This window comes from Afifella sp. YEN Y35, assembly GCF_047553465.1.
Classification (GTDB): domain Bacteria; phylum Pseudomonadota; class Alphaproteobacteria; order Rhizobiales; family Afifellaceae; genus Afifella; species Afifella aestuarii.
Genome location: NZ_CP180203.1, coordinates 1,111,392 through 1,127,682 on the forward strand (window position 1 = coordinate 1,111,392; position 16,291 = coordinate 1,127,682).

The window sequence follows — 16,291 nt, forward strand, 5'->3', positions numbered from 1 at the left end:
CGCCGCAGGCCTCGCCGGCGGGAGCTGGACCGCCGGCGGGGCCGCCTCTCAAGCCAGCTATGGAGCACATGATGATCGAGACTGATGAAATCGGCGATGAGCGAACGGCTGCGACAGAGCCGACGGAAGGGCCGCCGGTTGTGGGATGGGACGCCATGACGCCGGAGGCCCAGGAGCAATGGGCGGCGCGAGCCGCAGAGACGCCAGGCGTTGAAGCCGAAAGACTTCCGGTCGAAGTGGGCTATTCCCGCGCCGTCGCCCCGGTCGCTATCCGGCTTGCCTATCCGCTCGAAGTCACGGTCGGCAGCGTCCGCGAAAAGATCAAGAAGATCGATCTCTTGCCGCCGGCATACGGCGACATCCTCGCGGTGACGAAAGGCGAGATGAGCCGGGCAGAACTGGTCGCGGCCATGGCTGGGGTGCCGGTCGAAGTCGTGAACGGTCTGCGCATGCCTGATGCGGAACGGGTGATCTCCGCAGCGCTCGACATGACGCCGGATTTCGCGCAAGCGATCGAGCCAGCCGTAAGCGAGGTGTGACATGGCGCGTCTCAGCTCCGAGGTTATTCTCAAGCTTTCCGATCGCGTCAGCGGCCCAGCCCGACGCGCCTCGTCGTCGCTCGACAGGTTCGAGAGCCGGGCGCGCAAGGCTCAGATGGGGCTCGCGCGCGGTTCAGCTCTGACGACGAAAATGGGCGCCGCGATGGGCGTCGCCGCTGCCAATATGGCCGCCACCGCCGGACCGCTTGCCGCTGGCTTTGCGGGCGTGGAGACGGTGAAGACGGCTGCCGCCTTCGAGAGCCAGCTCGTTCAGATCGCCAAGAAAGGCGGATTGTCGGCAGATGCCCTCGCGAAAGTGAAGTCGGAGATCCTCGGCATTGTCGAGAGCGGCCGCGTGGCGATGTCTCCGCTGGAGATCGCGCAGGCCTACGAGCGCGGAATCGCCGCCGGTCTGCCGGTCGCGCAGATGAAGGAATTCGTCATTCTGTCGGCACAGGCCGCTGACGCCTGGGACATGTCGGGCGAAGCAACGGGCAACGCCTTCGCCGGATTTCAGCAGTCGCTTGGCCTGGCGATCAAGGATGCGAGGCGCTTCGCGGACCTGATCAACACGCTCGCAGACAGCGGCATCTCCGACGAGAGCGATATCGTCGATTTCGTCGATCGCTCCGGCGCTCAGCTCAAGATGCTGGGCCTCACGAATGAGCAGATCGCGGCTTACGGCGCCTCGCTTCTCAACCTGAAAATGCCGGCCGAAGTTGCGTCGCGGGCAATGAACACGCTGTCGACGAAGCTTTTGACGCCGAAGGCGACGAAGGCGTCACGGAAGGCTTTTGCACAACTCTACGGGGACGCCGACAGCTTCACCGAGCTCCTGAAGGAAGACGCCAATGAGGCGGTACAGGACTTCCTCAAGCGGCTTTCCAAACTCGATAAGTTCAAGCGTGCGGAGCTTTTGACGAATATTCTCGGCCAGGGCTTTTCCGACGAAGTGAACCGGCTGATCGCGGCGCTGCCGGAGCTCGAGCGCAACCTCGATATCACTGTGACCCCGCGGCTCTATGCCGGTTCACTCGAGGCGGGATATCAGAAGAAGCTCGATACGCTTGAAGCAAAGTGGGCGATCTTCAAGGCGAATCTGGAGAAGCTGAAGATCGACCTCGGCGATCTCATCATCGGGCCGGGCGGCGACTTTCTCGGTGACGCCAGGCGGGCTGTCAACGAAACCTCGGATGCGATCAAGGCCCTGCAGAATACCTGGAACGCGTTGCAAACGGCGATGGGGCGCCGGCCGGAAGGCGACTTCGACAAGAAGGGCGTGACGGCCGCCGATATCGTCGACCCGCTGGGCAACGCCCGCCGGCGCAAGGCGGAACTCCTGCAAGCGCAGCGCATGCGCGAGCTCGCCGACAAGACGCCTTCGGCCCCGGCGGTCGGCGCCTTCGGTGCGCGGGACATGGGCGGCGTCGTCGCCGGCAATGTGCTCGCCGGCGTCACCAACGAGATTCGGCGCGCGAGGAGCGACACGCATGGCGAACAGGCGCGGCGGGAATACCAGCGCAATGCGGTGACCTATCGCGACGCCGAGCGGCAGTCGATGCAGGCGCTCAAGGAGGAATTCGGCCGATACCTGATGCCGGACGGACAGGCAATCTCACCGCGGACGGATACTCAGGATCTTGTCGACGAAGCGCTGGAAGAATTCGCCGGCGTCGTGCTGACCACGACCGCGGCGATCGCCAAAGCGACCGGCACGCCGGCGACGACGGCGGAGGTGACGAAGCGCGCGGGCCTTCCGACAGGACACGGCCCGAACCTGCCGCAAGCACGGCCGCAGGATCTGCCGCGACCGCGGCCGCAGACGATCGAAATCGACGCTGATTCTGAACCCTTCAAAGCCAAGGCGTCCGCGGTTGAAGATCAGGCAACGCGGCTCGAAGCGCGCCGGATCGTTCCGGTCGATGCGGATGTCTCGCGTGCCATGCAGAAACTCAGTGCTCTCGAAAACCGGATCGCCGCGCTCGGCAATCACATGGATGCAGCGGTGGAACGCGTCAGCCGGCGAGTGGAGCGCAACCTGCAGCGCGCGCTCGACGACGATCTCGCCGGGCTGCAGGTCGACCGCGAATATTCCGTCGGATAAGGAGGCGAGAATGCTGAAGTTGGAATGGCGGAACAAGAAATCCTTCGACCGCTTCGCGGACGCCGTGGAGGTGCTCGGCGAGAAGAAAGGCGCCGGCGTCAAGCGCAGGGCGCTCAACCGGGCGGGCGATCAGGCGCGCACGGCCGCCGGGCGTGAGCTTGCCGGGCAAACGGGCCTGAAAAAAGCCTATACGGGGAAGAAGCTCAGGGATGGCACGACCCGCGCCAAGGCCGGCCGGCTACTTTATACGATCAAGGTCCAGGGCGGCGACGTGCCGCTCAAATACTTCGATGCGAAGGAGACGCGAAAGGGGGTCTCGGCGAAGCCCTTCGGCAAGCGCCAGGTCTTCGAGCACAGCTTCATCAAAGGCGGCCTCTTCCCACGGCGCAAGGTGCTCAATATGGGCGGGCATGTCTTCGAGGCTGCGACCGATATCGGAGCCTGGGGACGGCCGTTCGAAAAGAAAAAATCGGGCGTCGTTCTGCCGACCGAGCTGGTGAAGGGCGCTACCGCCGCAGCCTGGGAAAAGGTCGGCACGAGGGTGCTGCAAGAGCGCATCGCGCACGAGATCAAGCGTGCGACGGGCGGGGTGGTGAGTTGAGATAACCGGCAAATTTGCGGGTTTTAGAAGGCGAGGGGGTCAACGTGTCACGTCGGTGATTTGGCCCATCACGTTCCGCTGGACGCTTCAAGATTGCTCCTTATCCAACCGCCATCTTCGCGTCGTCCACCACGCTCCCTCAAATTCAATCAGGGCCCAGTTGACGGCCGCCACGTTGTCGGGATTCGCGTAGCTCTTCATGCATGCCTTTATTGCGGGGCGGAGACTGCCGGCGATTTTGCCGGCTGCGTAGCTGCCTGGATCGGTGTCCCGAAGCCCACGCTCAATCCGGTCGCAGAGCACGAGGGCGGACTGAAGCCTGTCACAATCAATGTAAAAAAAGGCGATATTTTCTGGGAGGGCCTCCTGCAGGAGATCCTGAAGATGCTCGATCAACTCGTCCAGGGCCGCAACGTTCATATCGTATCCGTTGGCCTTCAATCGTCGATCTCGCGTGAGGCGGTGTTGAAGAGAATCTCTTTAGGTCCCTTCTGATCGAAGCCTGACAGAGAGGGCTTAGCGGCGCACTCGCTGCATGGTGAGAGAATGACTTCTGTGTCATCGGGAAAGCCAGCGATTGCATCGCGGATGTCGCCGACCGTGAGGCCGCCGTCTGAAGACGTCACCATTCTCCCGCGCGGCTTATGCAAGTGATTGTAATTGGTCATTAGTCCTCCTTCCGAAGCTCTTACAAATAAGGCGCCCAGCCCTTCTTGGTGCGTCCTCGTGCGTTTTCGGCGAAAGCCCGGCCTTCCGTCGCAGCGGGCGCGGGAGCCGGCTCTGGCCGTGTCGCCCGCAGTTCCTTGAGGATCGCGGCGAGCGCGAAGGTCAGGATCGCGAAGCCGAGCATCAAGGTTGCGAGGATCTCGTGGATCGCGCTTCGTGCCGACAGGAAGACGGAGAGGCCGCCGAGAAACTCCAGGACGGCCATCAAATTGAGAAATTTGTGCATCTCCTGCCCCTCCATTGCGCGACCTCGGACAAGCACTTCGGCCTTCAGTTAAGAGGTCGCTTACCTGTTTCTACCTGTCGCACTTTCGAACATTGGTGTTCTGGGCGCGCGTCGCTTGAAATTTTTGATATCCGATGGCGAATTTCTGCTGTGCTATTCGGCATGATTCGTCCAGAGAGAGTCCTCGCTTCTGCAATTCTTTGATATATCGCTCAATCGCGTCAGTAAAATCTCGCTCATTCTCATCGCAATTGTTGTCGTTGTCCATGTCACCGTCCTTTGCTTGAGCGCGTCTATGGCCTGCCTGAGAACTTATTGATCTTGTCTCGATCCTTCCGTCAGGAAGCGTTCGATTTCGTCAAGATCAGCGCTCGGCCGGCCGTGGGCCCCGATCCCGAAAACGACGCCATTGGTGTCGATGTCGGCGAGATAGTAGCACCCGTAGTCGATGGCTTCGGGATCTCGCCGCCGAGAGCGCACGAGTTTCATGCCGCGCCTGTCGGCCATTCTCCTCAATCGGTTCTCTCTCACCTTCGTCTCCTGATCCATCCGAAACTATGCCCCGATTGATGCTTGACGTGATGCTGGAAGTCAAGCTAGAAGTGATGCTGCAAGCGATGCCGCAAGATATACCACAGGAGGACGCGCATGGGTAGTCATGACCGCGCATGGGAGAGCTCGGCCGCCAAAAGGTCGTTGGAAAGCACCCGGATTTTGCCCACAATCCCAGTTCGAGCGACGGAGCAAGTTTCCGTCGACGACGTGCTGCTCCGCTTAGGCCAGGCTCTCAAAGCAATTTCGATCGAGGAAGAGCAGATTATCGCGACGCTCGGGGATTTTCCCGACGACCTGAATGATGAGCGCGTGCGCGAAGAGGTGATCACGCGCGGTGTGGCTCTTTGCAGGAGGATTGAAAAAGTGCCCGCGAGATCCTTCGAGGGGCTTCGGGTCAAGGCCCGGGCGATTGATTGGATACATCGCGGCGACCTCAGCGATTTGTGCGACGGGTCGGATGGCGCCCTGAATGCGCTACTCGCGGCTGGGATTGTTCGTGACATGGTGGCGATGGATGCTGAGGTCGAAAAGCCCGCAATTGCGGGGTTCACCAGATCTGAGCTTGTGCGGCTCCTCGATCGGCGCGCCGCGCTTTACCGGTCTTTGGACGACACCGATACGGGCGACATCGACGATGATGATCCGCGGTGGGCGGAGATTGAGGCCGTCAACTGCCACATGCTCGATCGACCGATCACGAACGTCGAAGATGCGGTGGCCGCGCTTAGGTCCGTCTTCGACGCAATGCGAGAAGGGCACCAGCCCGGCCGGTACCTTGAGTACGATGTCAACCTCTCGTTCCTGAAAGCCGCGATGGCGTTTCTTGAGGGGGGCCCATCATGACGGCCCATGACACCCGCACTGCGCTTGCCCTTCGCGCCCGGCTGGAAGACGAGATCGAGCGCTTGATCGCGCTTCTCGATACGCTCGACGGGGACCCGGATTTCGAGGACGACGACGTCGACGAGCCGACGCTCGGCTGGAATGCCTCCGGCCATCCGGGCCGCATGCTCTCCTCGCTCGACGGCGAGTTCGAGGACGAGGGCGACGGGGAACCCGACGAGGACGGCGAGCCGTGGCTCGGTGCGACCGTGGAGGTCGATCAGCGGCTTTCGTGGCCGGACGGGCCGGACGGGCGGGTGATCGACGGCGAAGCGTTCCTTGGATCGGCGGGCTGCGAAGAGGCCTTTGGCCGATACGCGCCGTGCGCCGACGATGCGGAGTTAGGCTAGGGAGGCGAATGGGATACACTTGTATCCTTACGCGATATCGACTACGGTGGATACAAATGTCGCCAAAAGGTATTCCGCGAATGTTTCTACCACGTCGTCACTATCTTGCTCTCGCCGGTGTTGAGACGCATCAATTCAAGGCTCTCCAGCGGCGAAACCAAGTGCCCTTACTGGGCGCTGCAATCTCCGATCTGCGCAAGCCGAGCGAGGAAGAAGCCGTCGCCTTTCATGCGAGGGTGGAAGAGCGCGGCTATGTGCCGGCTGATGCGATCTTGCTCGCAATAGCCGAGCACATGGTCACCCAAAATTCATTCTCGCGGGCTGCCGCCAAGAGGATCACACAAAGTTTTTGGAACGTGCTTCCTGGCGCGGTTCGCCGTGCGGAGGCCGGTGAAGATATCTGGTACGCCGTCGGCTCCTGGGATTTCGGCGACGAGAAGCAAGCAGACGAGGATGGCAGCCGCGCGCATTGGACTTGGGTTGAGGTCGGCGCTTTCGACGAACTTGTCGACGAGATCCGTGAAGAACAGCGGCGCACCGAGGCAGAAGGAGGCAAGGTCGACAATCTCGCGTTGTTTAACCTTTCCATCATTGTAAGGCGCGCGCACCAGGCAGGCAGGGAGCTGGGTCTTTCTATCGGCTCCTTCTTCCCGACGATTTCCGCTGAGGGCTGCGGTTATCCCCCTGTTGGATGTTGATCGTGTGATAATCTCCGTTGACCGCGCATCATTATCGGACGATAAACATAGCATGGCTTTGGATTTCGACATTGAGGAATGCTGCTTCTTGCAGGGCGACCTCCTGAAGATGGTGCCCGGCCTTTCGGTTGGGACGCTTCAGAACTGGATCGCTCGTGGCGTGATTAAGGTGGATAAGAAGCCACACAAGCACGCGAAAGCTTACTGGTCGGCGATCTCGGTGGCGGGCTTCCGCATCATGATCGAGCTGATCAAGGTCGGACTGAAGCCGTCTCAGGCGGCAACGATCGCCGAAGAGCTGATCCAAGAGATCGGTTCGTTCATTGAGCGTTTCGAACGGAGGCCAACCGATACCGGCGTTCTGGAGTATGGGATCGAGGGCGAGCGCATGGGCGAGTATCGCCGCTTCCGTATCTATCGGAAGCCCGGCGATCCCGACGAGTATACGTTCTACGAAATCCCCGCCGATCCCGAGGGCGACTACATTAACCGCGCACTCGTCGTCCAAGCATACGTGACGATTGTCATCGAACTCGACATCCTCTTCGCGGCCGCCCTGAATTCCGTCATCCGTCTTCGAGCCGGCGGTGTTGATGTGCGTACAGGCGATCCTCTCGACAAGAAAGGAGACGCCTGATGGTCCTGCTCTTCGGCCCCACTGAGGAATATGCGGCCCGGGAAATCCCCGCCGTGCGCGGGGCCGATACTCTCCGCCCATCACAGACGCGCCGTTGCGGCGTTCATTCAGGCGATCGGAGATGAATGCAATGCCCTCGCTTCTCGGCATTTCGCGGCAGGTCAGGCGGCAGGCGAAGCGTGCCGCCGACAAGCTCCTCCGCCGCTCGTCGATCGAGGCGGGCGGGACGGGGCGGCGTTGGCCGCATGCCGGATTGCGGGCGCCTTCGAGCGAGATCCTTCGCCGCCGCCAGCTCGCCGGAGCGCGTGCGGCCTGGCTGGTCGCCAATTCTCCCTATGCCGCCGCGGTGCTTTCCGCCTGGGTGACGAACCTGATCGCCGACGGGCCGTCGATGCGCGTCACCGGCGTCAGCAAGCGTCGGCGGACGCGGCTGCAGAGTGAGTTCTCGGTGTGGTGGGACGTCTGCGACGCCGACGGGCTTTCCGATCTCGGCGGCTTCCTGCAGCGCGTCGCGCGCTCCGAGTTCGTCTATGGCGAGGCCTTCGTGCACCTTCTCGCCGATCCCGAGACCGGCGCTCTGCGGCTGAGGCTGTGGTCGCCGGAACAGATCGATCCCCATCTCACGCGCGATCTCGGTAATGGGGTGAAGATCGTCGCCGGGATCGAGATCGACGCTTTCGGCCGGCGCGTCGCCTATCATGTGCGCGAAAACGCCGACATGCCCTTCGCGACCCCCTACGGCACGAAGCGCATTCCGGCCGAAGACGTGCTCCATATTTTCGAGCCGAATTTTCCGGGGCAAATGCGTGGCATCAGCCGGCTCGCGCCGGTGGCGACGCGCATCACCGAAGTCGACAAGCTGGAAGACGCGCTCGTCGCCAAGGCGAACACGGCCGCGCTCTTCGGTGGCGTCTTCTACCGGCCGGACGGCGGCGGCTTCGGCGAGGCGCTGCCGGCGCAAGGGGCCGATGGCGAATATGGGATGGAGCCCGGCGCGATGATCTTCGCGCCCCCGGGCTATCAGGTGGAGTTCACCGAGCCGCCGTCGACGGAAGGCGCGGTCGATTTCCTGCGGGCGGAAATCCGCTCGATCGCTGCCGGTGTCGGCATGCCTTACGAGCTCGTTTCCGGCGATCTTTCTCAAGTCAACTATTCGTCGGCCCGGCTCGGCCTCCTGGAGTTTCGCCGGCGCATCGCGGCGCTGCAGCGCAACCTGATCATTGCGCGCTTCCTCCTGCCGGTGTGGCGGCGGTTCCTCCTGTTGGAAGGGCTTGCCGGACGGATCGAGATGGGCGTCGCCATGTCGGCGGGCGCCGAGTTCGTCTTCCCCGGCTGGGCGCAGATCGACCCGCTCAAAGAGACGCAGGCGGACGCGAAAGCGATCGAGGCGCGGCTCAAGAGCCGCTTCGAAGTGATCAGCGCGCGCGGGCGCGACCCGGACGTGGTGGATGAAGAAATCCGCCAGGACGCCGCACCGCCGGTGCAACAGAAGGAGGCCGCGTGATGCCCGTGAGTGATGCACCCGAGCTGATCGAACGGCGCGCGCCGTTGGAGGCGTCCACCTTCGACGCCGAAGCGCGGACCGTGGAGGTCGTCTTCGCGGCCGGGGCGGGTGTCGAGCGTTTCGACAGCCGCGGTCCTTATACCGAGTTTCTTGCCGCCGACGGATATGCGGTTGCTCCCGGCACGCCCGTCCTCGATGGCCACAGGCGCGGCAGCGTCGACGATCAACTGGGTGTCGTTCTGTCTGCGAGGACGGTCGGCAGGGAAGCCCGGGCGATTGTCAGGCTGTCGCGCCACCATCCCAAGGCCGAACGCATCGCCGGCGATCTCGCCGACGGTATCCGCTTCGGCATTTCCGTCGGCTACACCGTTGAGCCTTCCGACTGGAAAGAAAGCACGGACCCGAAAACCGGACGGCGCACGAAGACTGCGACCCGGTGGACCGTGCGCGAGATTTCCGTCGTCCCAGTCCCTGCCGACCCGCTCGCCAGCACGAGGAGCAACCCTTCGATGCCTGAGACGGTCGAAAACCAGCCGGGCGGCAACGCACCGGCGAACCCGGGCACGGCCCCGGCAGACGAGACGATGGCCGCCGCCGAACGGGCGGCCGTCGACAACAGGAGCGAAAGCCGCTCCGAAACGCCGGGCGGCCAGAACCGCGCGGAGGTGAATGCGCAGATCCGGGCGATCGCCAGGCCGCTCGGCCTGTCGCAAACGTGGATCGACAGCCAGATCGATGCCGGGCGTTCCGTCGAAGACGCACGCCGCGCGGCGCTCGATGAAATGATCCAGCGCGGGCAAAACGGCAACGTGCAGACGCAGCGCGTGCAGATCGGCAACGATTATACCGATCCGGATTTCGTTCTCCGCGCCATGGCCGAAGGGCAGTATACCCGGCTCAATCCCGATCACGAGCCTTCCGAGCCCGCACGCCCCTATGCCGGGCTCGCGCTCTGCGAAATCGCCGAGAGGATCGCCGGCATGCGGGGCATCCGCCGTGAGGGTATGTCGCGCAATCGTTTCCTGGTGCGCATGGCCACTACGAGCGATTTCGCCAACATCCTGGCAGACACCGGGCAGCGGGTGTTGCGCGATCACTACCGCGTGCTCGGTTCCGAGCTGAAACCGCTGGGGCGGAAGGTGACGGCGCCAGACTTCCGGCCGCTGCACAGCCTGCAGCTTTCCGAAGGCCAGCTTCTGGAGAAGGTCAACGAACACGGCGAAGTCAAGGCCGGCAAGTTCATTGATGCGAGGGAGACGTTCAGCGTCGACAAGCACGCTCTGCGCTTCGGCGTGACCGACCGCGTCATCATTGATGACGACATTGGATTGCTCGAACAGATGGGACGGGCCTTCGGCTCGCTCGCCGCAGGGACCGAAGGCGATCTCTTGGTCAAGCTGATCACCGCGAATGGCGGCAGCGGTCCGAAGATGAGCGACGGCAAGAACGTCTTCCACGCCGACCATGGCAACATTGCCGCGCCCGGGGTGACGCCGTGGCTGACCGAATCCGACGATGTCGCCGTTCTCGCCGCCATCCGCACGGCGATGCGGCGGCAGAAAGGCCTCCAGGGTCAGCCGGTCTCAATCGTCCCGAAGTTCATCGTGGTGCCGCCTGAAGGCGAAGCCTGGGGCGAGAAGGTGCTGACCCAGATCACGGCGGCGAAGGTCGGGGACGTGAATCCGTTCCCGTCGCGGCTGCAGCTCGTAGTCGAGCCTCGGCTCACCGACACCAAAGCCTGGTATGTCGTGGCCGATCCGGTTTCGGCCCCGGCGCTGGAATACGCCCATATCGATGGCGAGGAAGGGCCGACGATCGAGAGCCGCGTCGGCTGGGAGATCGAGGGGATCGAGTTCAAGCTCAAGATTACTTTCGGGGCCGGCTTCGTCGATTGGCGCGGCTGGTACCGCAACCCGGGCGATGCGTGATGAGTGATCCTGCGACGCTCCGCGCCCGGCTCGATACGCTTCGCGAATTGCGGGCGGCGGGTATCCGCACGACGCGCTTCGGCGAGGACGAAGTGACGTTCAAGTCGGACGGCGAAATGGCCGGGGCGATCGCGGATCTCGAAAGACAATTGGCAGCGGCGGAGGGCAGGCCCTCCGTCCAGATCGTCAACATCCGAAATCAGCGAGGCTGGTGAGATGAAGAATTTTCGACATGAAGGAAACATGGTGCCCTGCACCGCGCCGGAAGGCGGCGTCGTTTCCGGCGTCGGCGTGAAGATCGGCGACCTTTTCGGCGTTCCGGCCACGAGCGCGGCCGAAGGCGAGCCCTTCGAGCTTGCCGTTGCCGGCGTGTTCACCTTGCCGAAAGCGGCGGTCGCGGTCGCCGAATGCGTCAAGGTCTATTGGGCCTCGGGCGCCGGCAACGTCACGACCACGGCTTCCGGCAACACCCTGATCGGCCATTCCGTCGGCGCCTATGCCGATACGGTCACCGAAATGGACGTGCGCTTGGGCAACTGACGAGGCGGGGCGCCGCCGGCGCCCCATCCTCGCGAAGTCGCGGGAGAATGGCATGCAGATCAAGGTCACAGCGATCAAAGTGAGCGGGTTTTCGAGCCCACATAAGGACGCGCTGGCGAGCGTCGATATCGACATCGACGGCGAGTTCCTGATCCGCAAATGCGCGCTCGCAAGAAGGGCGGAGGGCCTGATCGTCTTGCCGCCGCGGGGCAACCGGAGCAGCCGCTACATGCCTGTCGCCTGGCGCCGTGACGGCGAAACCGCAAGCCAGATCAACGCTGCCGCGATCGCGGCCTACGAGGCGCTGACCGGCAAGCCGCTGAACGCGGCGGAGAGGGAGTAGGAGCCATGTCGCGCCGGGCCGTCGCCGTCACTCAGAGCGAGATTACGCGAGCGCTGAAAGGCGTCGCCGCGGCGGGACTTCCCGTTGAGCGCGTCGAAATCGATCCGCGCACGGGGCGCATCGTGGTGACATCCACATTGGCGGACGGATCGACGGTGAGAACGGGCGAGGGCGCCCGCAACGATTGGGACACGGTGCTCAATGAAGACTAAGCCGCCATATCCCTACGTGCACGAGTTCACGGACCGGCATGGCCGGCCGCGTCTCTATTTTCGCCGTCCCGGCTTCAAGCGCGTCTCGCTGCCCTGGCCTGTCGGCTCGCGCGAATTCGTGGTCGCCTATGAGGCAGCGAAGGCTGCCACGCCGCTGCCGGTCGGGGCGGGGCGCGTGAAGGCTGGCACAATCGATGCTCTGGTGCAGCGCTACTATCAGAGCGGCGAATTCCGGCAGCTCGCGCCAAGCACGCAAGCCACGTACCGCGGAATCATCGAACGCTTTCGCGCCGAGCATGGCGACAAGAGCGTCGCGGCGCTTGAGCGGCGCCATGTGAAGGCGATGATCGATAAAAAGGCGGCAACGCCTGCGGCGGCCAACAATTTCTTGCGAATGGTGCGCCTTCTGATGCGCTACGCGATCGACCTGGAATGGCGGCGCGACGATCCGACGATCGGCATTCGCAATCTCCGCACCAAGGGCGGCGGCTATCATACATGGACAGAAAGCGAGATCGAGGCTTTCGAGCGAACCCATGGCGTCGGCTCGCGTGCCCGGCTTGCGCTGGCGCTTCTTCTCTATACGGGCCAGCGTCGTTCCGATGTGGTGAAAATGGGGTGGCAGCATGTCGAGGCCCCGCGCATCCGCGTCAAGCAGCAAAAGACAGGGGCGCGGCTGGCGATCTGGCTTCACCCTGAGCTTGCCGATATCCTCGATGCGACCCCCCTCGATGATCTGACCTTTCTGCGGACGCAGAGCGGTGAACCGTTCACACCGGCCGGTTTCGGCAACTGGTTCCGCGAATGCTGCGACGCGGCGGGTCTGCGGCATTGCTCGGCGCACGGGCTGCGCAAGGCGGCCGCGCGCCGGCTTGCCGAGGCCGGATGCAGCTCGCACGAAATCATGGCCGTGACCGGTCACCAGACCCTGAAAGAGGTGGAACGATACACACGGGAAGCCGAGCGCAAGCGCCTTGGCGACAGCGCGATCAGGAAGCTCCTGAGGGAGAATGAAGAACAGGAATTGGCAAACCAAGCGGAAAAGTTTGCCAACGACGGGGCGAAGCCCCTGAAACCAAAGGAGAATTAAATGCGGGTGGCGGATGGGGTGGGATTCGAACCCACGGTACGCTCTCGCGCACGCCGGTTTTCAAGACCGGTGCCTTCAACCGCTCGGCCACCCATCCATCGAGCGAGACATGGCAGAACCTTACGAAAAAGGCCAGCCCCCGAAGGGGGGTCATAGGCTGCGGCAAAGATGGCGAAAGCGTGTGGCGCCGAAGCCACAATCGCTGGAAATCGCCCGAAATGCACAATTGCGGTGATACGTCCCGGATCAGCAGATTTTGGGGAGTTTTCGCAAGAACATCCGCTAAGGTGTCGCACGCCTCAGATTCGGTGTCGAAGATCTGCCCCAGCTTCGTCACAATTGCTCGCCAGGAGGTCCCCGAGGTAAGGGGTTAAGTGCTTCGCCGAGACGGTCGCGTATAAGGCCGCAGGCGGAGGAACGAGGCGTTCGAACGTGCCGGTGAGTTGCGCCGGGCTTCGGAATATCGGGGAAGAACAGGGTGCAGGCAAAAACCCGCCGGCCGCATTTCGTCATCCATTTTGCCTTCGCAGCATCCTGCGCCGTCCTTGCAGGATGTGTGTCCTCCACCCAGGACGGGGCAGGTCTCGCCGACAGCGCCACCAAGACGGCGGAGGTTCAAGGCAGCGAGACCGATGGCGGATCAACCGACAATTCGCTGCGGGCCAATGCCCGACGTCATCTCGGAAAAGTCTACGAAGTCGCTGGGCGCCTCTATAAGCCCAAGCACGACGAAGAGTATGAACGCGTCGGCAAGGCATCCTGGTACGGTGACGCCTTCAACGGCCGGATGACGGCCAATGGTGAAGTCTTCGATATGAACGCGCTCTCCGCGGCGCATCCGACCTTGCCGCTGCCGAGCTATGTCCGCGTCACCAATCTCGACAACGATCGTTCGCTGCTCGTGCGGGTCAATGATCGCGGACCATTCTCGTCCGACCGTGTGATCGACGTCTCGAAACACGCCGCTGAAATGCTCGGCTTCAAACATATCGGCACCGCGAACGTAAAAGTGGAATATGTCGATGCGGCGCCTCTGAAAGAGGACGATTCGAAGTTCCTGCTGGCCTCTTACGTGGGGCCGGATGTTCCGTCCGGGCCTGATCCGGCCGACGCGGCCGCGAATATCATGGTAGCCTATGCGGCCGAAGCGCCGACAACGAGCCCGGCCGAAGACGAGACAGCGGATGTGGGCGTTGCCGTGGATATGAAAGACGTCGCCGCCGGCACGCCATTCGATCCCTATTCGGCTCTCACCGCAGCCACCAAGATGGCGGAAGCCGATACGTCCTTGCCTCAGGAGGCGAGTTTCGAGCTGCCCCAGGCGCGTCCGGCCGAGGCTGAAATGCGCAATTCGTTCTGGCCGACCGAGGCGGCCGATCAGCGTGTGGATGAGGCCTTTTCGGCTTTCGACCAGGTTCTCTCAGGCGCCGAGACCGCGCGTTTTACCAGGACAGCCGACGCTTCCGGGCTTGCGACCCGTTGATTCCCCGCTTTAAGCGCGCTTTATGGCGTGGAGGGGCTAAAACGACGTAAGCGAGTATGAAGAGCATCACCTTTCAGGTTCGCCGCATCCGTCTGCTCGCCTTATTCCTGGGCAGTCTGCTGGCGCTGACGCCGCAGCTTGGCTCGGCGCAGACCTTCGATACCCAGGCGCCGTTCGCCATCCTGATGGATTACGACAGCGGCACGGTTCTCCTCGACAAGAACGCGGATGAGCCGATGGCGCCGGCTTCCATGGCGAAGCTGATGACGGTCGAGTACATCTTCCACGAGATCAAGGAAGGCCGTCTTTCTCTCGACGACGAGTTCGTCATCTCCGAGCATGCCTGGCGCAAAGGCGGCGCATCCTCTGGTGGGTCGACGATGTTCGCGAAGCTCGGCTCGCGGGTGCGGCTGGAAGATCTTCTGCGCGGCATCATCATCCAGTCGGGCAACGATGCGGCCATGGCGGTCGCGGAAGGCATCGCCGGCTCGGAGATCGCTTTTTCGGACCTCCTGAACAAGCGGGCGCTCGAGATCGGCATGAAGAACTCGACGTTCCGTGATGCGACCGGACTGCCGGACCCGGACATGCGGGTGACGGCGCGCGATCTCGCGATCCTCGCCCGCCAGATCATCGCGGAATATCCCGAGCTCTACAAAATTTTCGCCGAGCCGGAATTCACCTGGAACAACATCACCCAGCGCAACCGCAACCCGCTTCTGCGCGAAGGGATTGGAGCCGACGGGCTCAAGACCGGGCACACACAGGAATCGGGCTACGGCCTCGTCGGGTCGGCCGTCGCCAATACCCAGCGTCTCATCGTCGTCGTCAACGGTCTGAAGACCTCGCGTGAGCGCGCGAGCGAGGCGCGCAAGCTGCTGGAATGGGGCTTCCGCTCATTCCGCCAGGTGACGGCGTTTCAGGCCGGCGAGACGGTTGCCGAGGCGAGCGTCTTCGGTGGCGTAAAAGGCCATGTCGAGCTCAAGGCCAAAGGCCCTGTGCGGATTCTGGTTGCACGCGCCTCAGATGAACCTTTGAAGGCACGCGTCGTCTATCAAGGTCCGCTCGAAGCGCCCGTCCAGGCCGATATGCGGGTCGGTAGCCTGAAGGTCTGGCAGGGTGATCGCCTGATCCAGGAGACCCCGCTTTATACGGCGGAGGCGGTCGGCCGCGGCACGCTGCATCAGCGGGCCTTCGATGCTCTTGGCGAGCTTCTTCTCGGATGGCTGTAGATCCGCAGCAAGGCTTCTTCATCACGCTGGAAGGCGGTGAAGGCTCAGGCAAGTCCACCCAGGCACGCCGTCTTAACGCCTTCCTGCGCCGCAAGGGCTGGGATGTCGTTCTGACCCGGGAACCGGGAGGGACAGCGCATGGCGAGGCAATTCGCGAGATGCTGCTTTCCGGGCTTATCCGGCCTTTCGGCAGCAAAGCGGAGGCGCTGTTTTTCGCCGTCGCGCGGCGTGAGCATGTCTTGCATCTCATTCGTCCGGCGCTCGAGCACGGCCAAGTCGTCATCTGCGACCGGTTCGCCGATTCCACCCGCGCCTATCAGGGCGTTGCTGGTGTCGCGCAGGACACGATCCTGCGGCTGGAAGAGACGGCGCTCGGCGGCACTCATCCCGATCTGACGCTCATTCTCGACATCGATCCGTCGGTGGGCCTGGCGCGCGCCGCCGGTCGCAGTGCGGCCGACCGGTTCGAGGGTGATGAACTCGAACTTCACGAAGCGCGACGGCGGGCATTTCTCGATATTGCCAAGGCCGAACCTCAACGTTGTGTCGTCATCGACGCCGGGCTGAGCATGGATGCGATCGCAGCTCAGATCGAAGCGACGGTCGCCGCGCGTCTCCCCCGTCCCGCCGGAGCCAGCTGA

At 63.1% G+C, this 16,291-nt stretch carries 22 protein-coding genes and 1 tRNA gene; 17 read left to right on the top strand and 6 right to left on the bottom strand.

Translation table 11 applies throughout. From position 1 onward, the window contains the following. Window positions 1-68 precede the first annotated feature (68 nt). Genes ACK8CP_RS05365 through ACK8CP_RS05375 form a run of 3 tightly spaced genes read left to right on the top strand, consistent with a single transcriptional unit; the run spans window position 69 to window position 3,244 of the window. Window positions 69-539, top strand: coding sequence for a hypothetical protein (locus ACK8CP_RS05365; RefSeq protein ID WP_414833588.1), 471 nt, complete (start codon window positions 69-71; stop codon window positions 537-539). 1 nt (window position 540) lies between these two features. Continuing rightward, window positions 541-2,643, top strand: coding sequence for a phage tail tape measure protein (locus tag ACK8CP_RS05370; protein WP_414833589.1), 2,103 nt, complete (start codon window positions 541-543; stop codon window positions 2,641-2,643). Window positions 2,644-2,653: 10 nt separating this feature from the next. Beyond that, a complete protein-coding gene (locus ACK8CP_RS05375; protein ID WP_414833590.1) occupies window positions 2,654-3,244 on the top strand; it encodes a hypothetical protein in 591 nt (196 codons plus the stop codon). 87 nt (window positions 3,245-3,331) lie between these two features. On the opposite strand, the gene ACK8CP_RS05380 is transcribed toward ACK8CP_RS05375, so the two are convergent. From ACK8CP_RS05380 to ACK8CP_RS05400, 5 genes are all read right to left on the bottom strand, one after another. Further along, window positions 3,332-3,664: a hypothetical protein gene (locus tag ACK8CP_RS05380; RefSeq protein WP_414833591.1), complete on the bottom strand. Its 333-nt coding sequence runs from the start codon at window positions 3,662-3,664 to the stop codon at window positions 3,332-3,334. A 17-nt stretch (window positions 3,665-3,681) separates the two neighbouring features. Further along, the gene (locus ACK8CP_RS05385; RefSeq protein WP_414833592.1) at window positions 3,682-3,912 is read right to left on the bottom strand and encodes a hypothetical protein; all 231 of its coding nucleotides are present in this window, start codon (window positions 3,910-3,912) and stop codon (window positions 3,682-3,684) included. Between the two features lie 20 nt (window positions 3,913-3,932). Next, window positions 3,933-4,196, bottom strand: a complete 264-nt coding sequence (locus ACK8CP_RS05390) for a hypothetical protein (RefSeq protein ID WP_414833593.1) — start codon at window positions 4,194-4,196, stop codon at window positions 3,933-3,935. Between the two features lie 70 nt (window positions 4,197-4,266). Beyond that, window positions 4,267-4,464, bottom strand: a complete 198-nt coding sequence (locus ACK8CP_RS05395; protein WP_414833594.1) for a hypothetical protein — start codon at window positions 4,462-4,464, stop codon at window positions 4,267-4,269. A 44-nt stretch (window positions 4,465-4,508) separates the two neighbouring features. Then, window positions 4,509-4,703, bottom strand: coding sequence for a hypothetical protein (locus ACK8CP_RS05400; protein WP_414833595.1), 195 nt, complete (start codon window positions 4,701-4,703; stop codon window positions 4,509-4,511). Between the two features lie 141 nt (window positions 4,704-4,844). Here ACK8CP_RS05400 and ACK8CP_RS05405 point away from each other — a divergent pair, with 141 nt between their 5' ends. From ACK8CP_RS05405 to ACK8CP_RS05455, 11 genes are all read left to right on the top strand, one after another. After that, window positions 4,845-5,594, top strand: coding sequence for a hypothetical protein (locus tag ACK8CP_RS05405; protein WP_414833596.1), 750 nt, complete (start codon window positions 4,845-4,847; stop codon window positions 5,592-5,594). Beyond that, complete coding sequence (locus ACK8CP_RS05410; protein ID WP_414833597.1) at window positions 5,591-5,983, top strand: hypothetical protein; 393 nt, start codon at window positions 5,591-5,593, stop codon at window positions 5,981-5,983. The genes ACK8CP_RS05405 and ACK8CP_RS05410 overlap by 4 nt, the downstream gene beginning before the upstream one ends. Window positions 5,984-6,063: 80 nt before the next feature. Then, window positions 6,064-6,681, top strand: a complete 618-nt coding sequence (locus ACK8CP_RS05415) for a hypothetical protein (protein ID WP_414833598.1) — start codon at window positions 6,064-6,066, stop codon at window positions 6,679-6,681. Continuing rightward, on the top strand, window positions 6,671-7,318 hold the full coding sequence (locus ACK8CP_RS05420; protein ID WP_414833599.1) for a hypothetical protein: 648 nt from the start codon (window positions 6,671-6,673) through the stop codon (window positions 7,316-7,318). Before ACK8CP_RS05415 ends, ACK8CP_RS05420 begins: the two co-directional genes overlap by 11 nt. A gap of 121 nt (window positions 7,319-7,439) precedes the next feature. Continuing rightward, window positions 7,440-8,822, top strand: coding sequence for a phage portal protein (locus tag ACK8CP_RS05425; RefSeq protein ID WP_414833600.1), 1,383 nt, complete (start codon window positions 7,440-7,442; stop codon window positions 8,820-8,822). After that, complete coding sequence (locus ACK8CP_RS05430) at window positions 8,822-10,750, top strand: prohead protease/major capsid protein fusion protein (protein ID WP_414833601.1); 1,929 nt, start codon at window positions 8,822-8,824, stop codon at window positions 10,748-10,750. Before ACK8CP_RS05425 ends, ACK8CP_RS05430 begins: the two co-directional genes overlap by 1 nt. Further along, window positions 10,750-10,965 carry a phage head-tail joining protein gene (locus ACK8CP_RS05435; RefSeq protein ID WP_414833602.1) on the top strand — a complete coding sequence of 72 codons (216 nt, stop codon included), beginning with the start codon at window positions 10,750-10,752 and terminating at the stop codon, window positions 10,963-10,965. Before ACK8CP_RS05430 ends, ACK8CP_RS05435 begins: the two co-directional genes overlap by 1 nt. A gap of 1 nt (window position 10,966) precedes the next feature. Then, window positions 10,967-11,290 carry a DUF2190 family protein gene (locus ACK8CP_RS05440; protein WP_414833603.1) on the top strand — a complete coding sequence of 108 codons (324 nt, stop codon included), beginning with the start codon at window positions 10,967-10,969 and terminating at the stop codon, window positions 11,288-11,290. A gap of 52 nt (window positions 11,291-11,342) precedes the next feature. Continuing rightward, on the top strand, window positions 11,343-11,633 hold the full coding sequence (locus ACK8CP_RS05445; protein WP_414833604.1) for a hypothetical protein: 291 nt from the start codon (window positions 11,343-11,345) through the stop codon (window positions 11,631-11,633). Between the two features lie 5 nt (window positions 11,634-11,638). Continuing rightward, a complete protein-coding gene (locus tag ACK8CP_RS05450; protein WP_414833605.1) occupies window positions 11,639-11,845 on the top strand; it encodes a hypothetical protein in 207 nt (68 codons plus the stop codon). Beyond that, on the top strand, window positions 11,835-12,935 hold the full coding sequence (locus tag ACK8CP_RS05455) for a tyrosine-type recombinase/integrase (RefSeq protein WP_414833606.1): 1,101 nt from the start codon (window positions 11,835-11,837) through the stop codon (window positions 12,933-12,935). Before ACK8CP_RS05450 ends, ACK8CP_RS05455 begins: the two co-directional genes overlap by 11 nt. Before the next feature lie 7 nt (window positions 12,936-12,942). Here ACK8CP_RS05455 and ACK8CP_RS05460 read toward each other — a convergent pair. Beyond that, window positions 12,943-13,032, bottom strand: a tRNA-Ser gene (locus ACK8CP_RS05460). 381 nt (window positions 13,033-13,413) lie between these two features. On the opposite strand from ACK8CP_RS05460, the gene ACK8CP_RS05465 reads away from it, so the two are divergent. From ACK8CP_RS05465 to tmk, 3 genes are read left to right on the top strand one after another with little or no spacing between them, the layout of a single operon-like run. Continuing rightward, window positions 13,414-14,418, top strand: coding sequence for a septal ring lytic transglycosylase RlpA family protein (locus tag ACK8CP_RS05465; protein WP_414833607.1), 1,005 nt, complete (start codon window positions 13,414-13,416; stop codon window positions 14,416-14,418). Between the two features lie 56 nt (window positions 14,419-14,474). Beyond that, window positions 14,475-15,650, top strand: coding sequence for a D-alanyl-D-alanine carboxypeptidase family protein (locus ACK8CP_RS05470; protein WP_414833608.1), 1,176 nt, complete (start codon window positions 14,475-14,477; stop codon window positions 15,648-15,650). Continuing rightward, window positions 15,641-16,291, top strand: coding sequence for a dTMP kinase (gene tmk, locus ACK8CP_RS05475; protein ID WP_414833609.1), 651 nt, complete (start codon window positions 15,641-15,643; stop codon window positions 16,289-16,291). Before ACK8CP_RS05470 ends, tmk begins: the two co-directional genes overlap by 10 nt.

Bases quoted from the DNA above. Each gene is read 5' to 3' on its own strand.
- ACK8CP_RS05365 (WP_414833588.1), top strand. From the start codon at position 69: ATGATGATCGAGACTGATGAAATCGGCGATGAGCGAACGGCTGCGACA.
- ACK8CP_RS05370 (WP_414833589.1), top strand. From the start codon at position 541: ATGGCGCGTCTCAGCTCCGAGGTTATTCTCAAGCTTTCCGATCGCGTC.
- ACK8CP_RS05375 (WP_414833590.1), top strand. From the start codon at position 2,654: ATGCTGAAGTTGGAATGGCGGAACAAGAAATCCTTCGACCGCTTCGCG.
- ACK8CP_RS05380 (WP_414833591.1), bottom strand. From the start codon at position 3,664: ATGAACGTTGCGGCCCTGGACGAGTTGATCGAGCATCTTCAGGATCTC.
- ACK8CP_RS05385 (WP_414833592.1), bottom strand. From the start codon at position 3,912: ATGACCAATTACAATCACTTGCATAAGCCGCGCGGGAGAATGGTGACG.
- ACK8CP_RS05390 (WP_414833593.1), bottom strand. From the start codon at position 4,196: ATGCACAAATTTCTCAATTTGATGGCCGTCCTGGAGTTTCTCGGCGGC.
- ACK8CP_RS05395 (WP_414833594.1), bottom strand. From the start codon at position 4,464: ATGGACAACGACAACAATTGCGATGAGAATGAGCGAGATTTTACTGAC.
- ACK8CP_RS05400 (WP_414833595.1), bottom strand. From the start codon at position 4,703: ATGGCCGACAGGCGCGGCATGAAACTCGTGCGCTCTCGGCGGCGAGAT.
- ACK8CP_RS05405 (WP_414833596.1), top strand. From the start codon at position 4,845: ATGGGTAGTCATGACCGCGCATGGGAGAGCTCGGCCGCCAAAAGGTCG.
- ACK8CP_RS05410 (WP_414833597.1), top strand. From the start codon at position 5,591: ATGACGGCCCATGACACCCGCACTGCGCTTGCCCTTCGCGCCCGGCTG.
- ACK8CP_RS05415 (WP_414833598.1), top strand. From the start codon at position 6,064: ATGTTTCTACCACGTCGTCACTATCTTGCTCTCGCCGGTGTTGAGACG.
- ACK8CP_RS05425 (WP_414833600.1), top strand. From the start codon at position 7,440: ATGAATGCAATGCCCTCGCTTCTCGGCATTTCGCGGCAGGTCAGGCGG.
- ACK8CP_RS05430 (WP_414833601.1), top strand. From the start codon at position 8,822: ATGCCCGTGAGTGATGCACCCGAGCTGATCGAACGGCGCGCGCCGTTG.
- ACK8CP_RS05435 (WP_414833602.1), top strand. From the start codon at position 10,750: ATGAGTGATCCTGCGACGCTCCGCGCCCGGCTCGATACGCTTCGCGAA.
- ACK8CP_RS05440 (WP_414833603.1), top strand. From the start codon at position 10,967: ATGAAGAATTTTCGACATGAAGGAAACATGGTGCCCTGCACCGCGCCG.
- ACK8CP_RS05445 (WP_414833604.1), top strand. From the start codon at position 11,343: ATGCAGATCAAGGTCACAGCGATCAAAGTGAGCGGGTTTTCGAGCCCA.
- ACK8CP_RS05450 (WP_414833605.1), top strand. From the start codon at position 11,639: ATGTCGCGCCGGGCCGTCGCCGTCACTCAGAGCGAGATTACGCGAGCG.
- ACK8CP_RS05455 (WP_414833606.1), top strand. From the start codon at position 11,835: ATGAAGACTAAGCCGCCATATCCCTACGTGCACGAGTTCACGGACCGG.
- ACK8CP_RS05470 (WP_414833608.1), top strand. From the start codon at position 14,475: ATGAAGAGCATCACCTTTCAGGTTCGCCGCATCCGTCTGCTCGCCTTA.
- tmk (WP_414833609.1), top strand. From the start codon at position 15,641: ATGGCTGTAGATCCGCAGCAAGGCTTCTTCATCACGCTGGAAGGCGGT.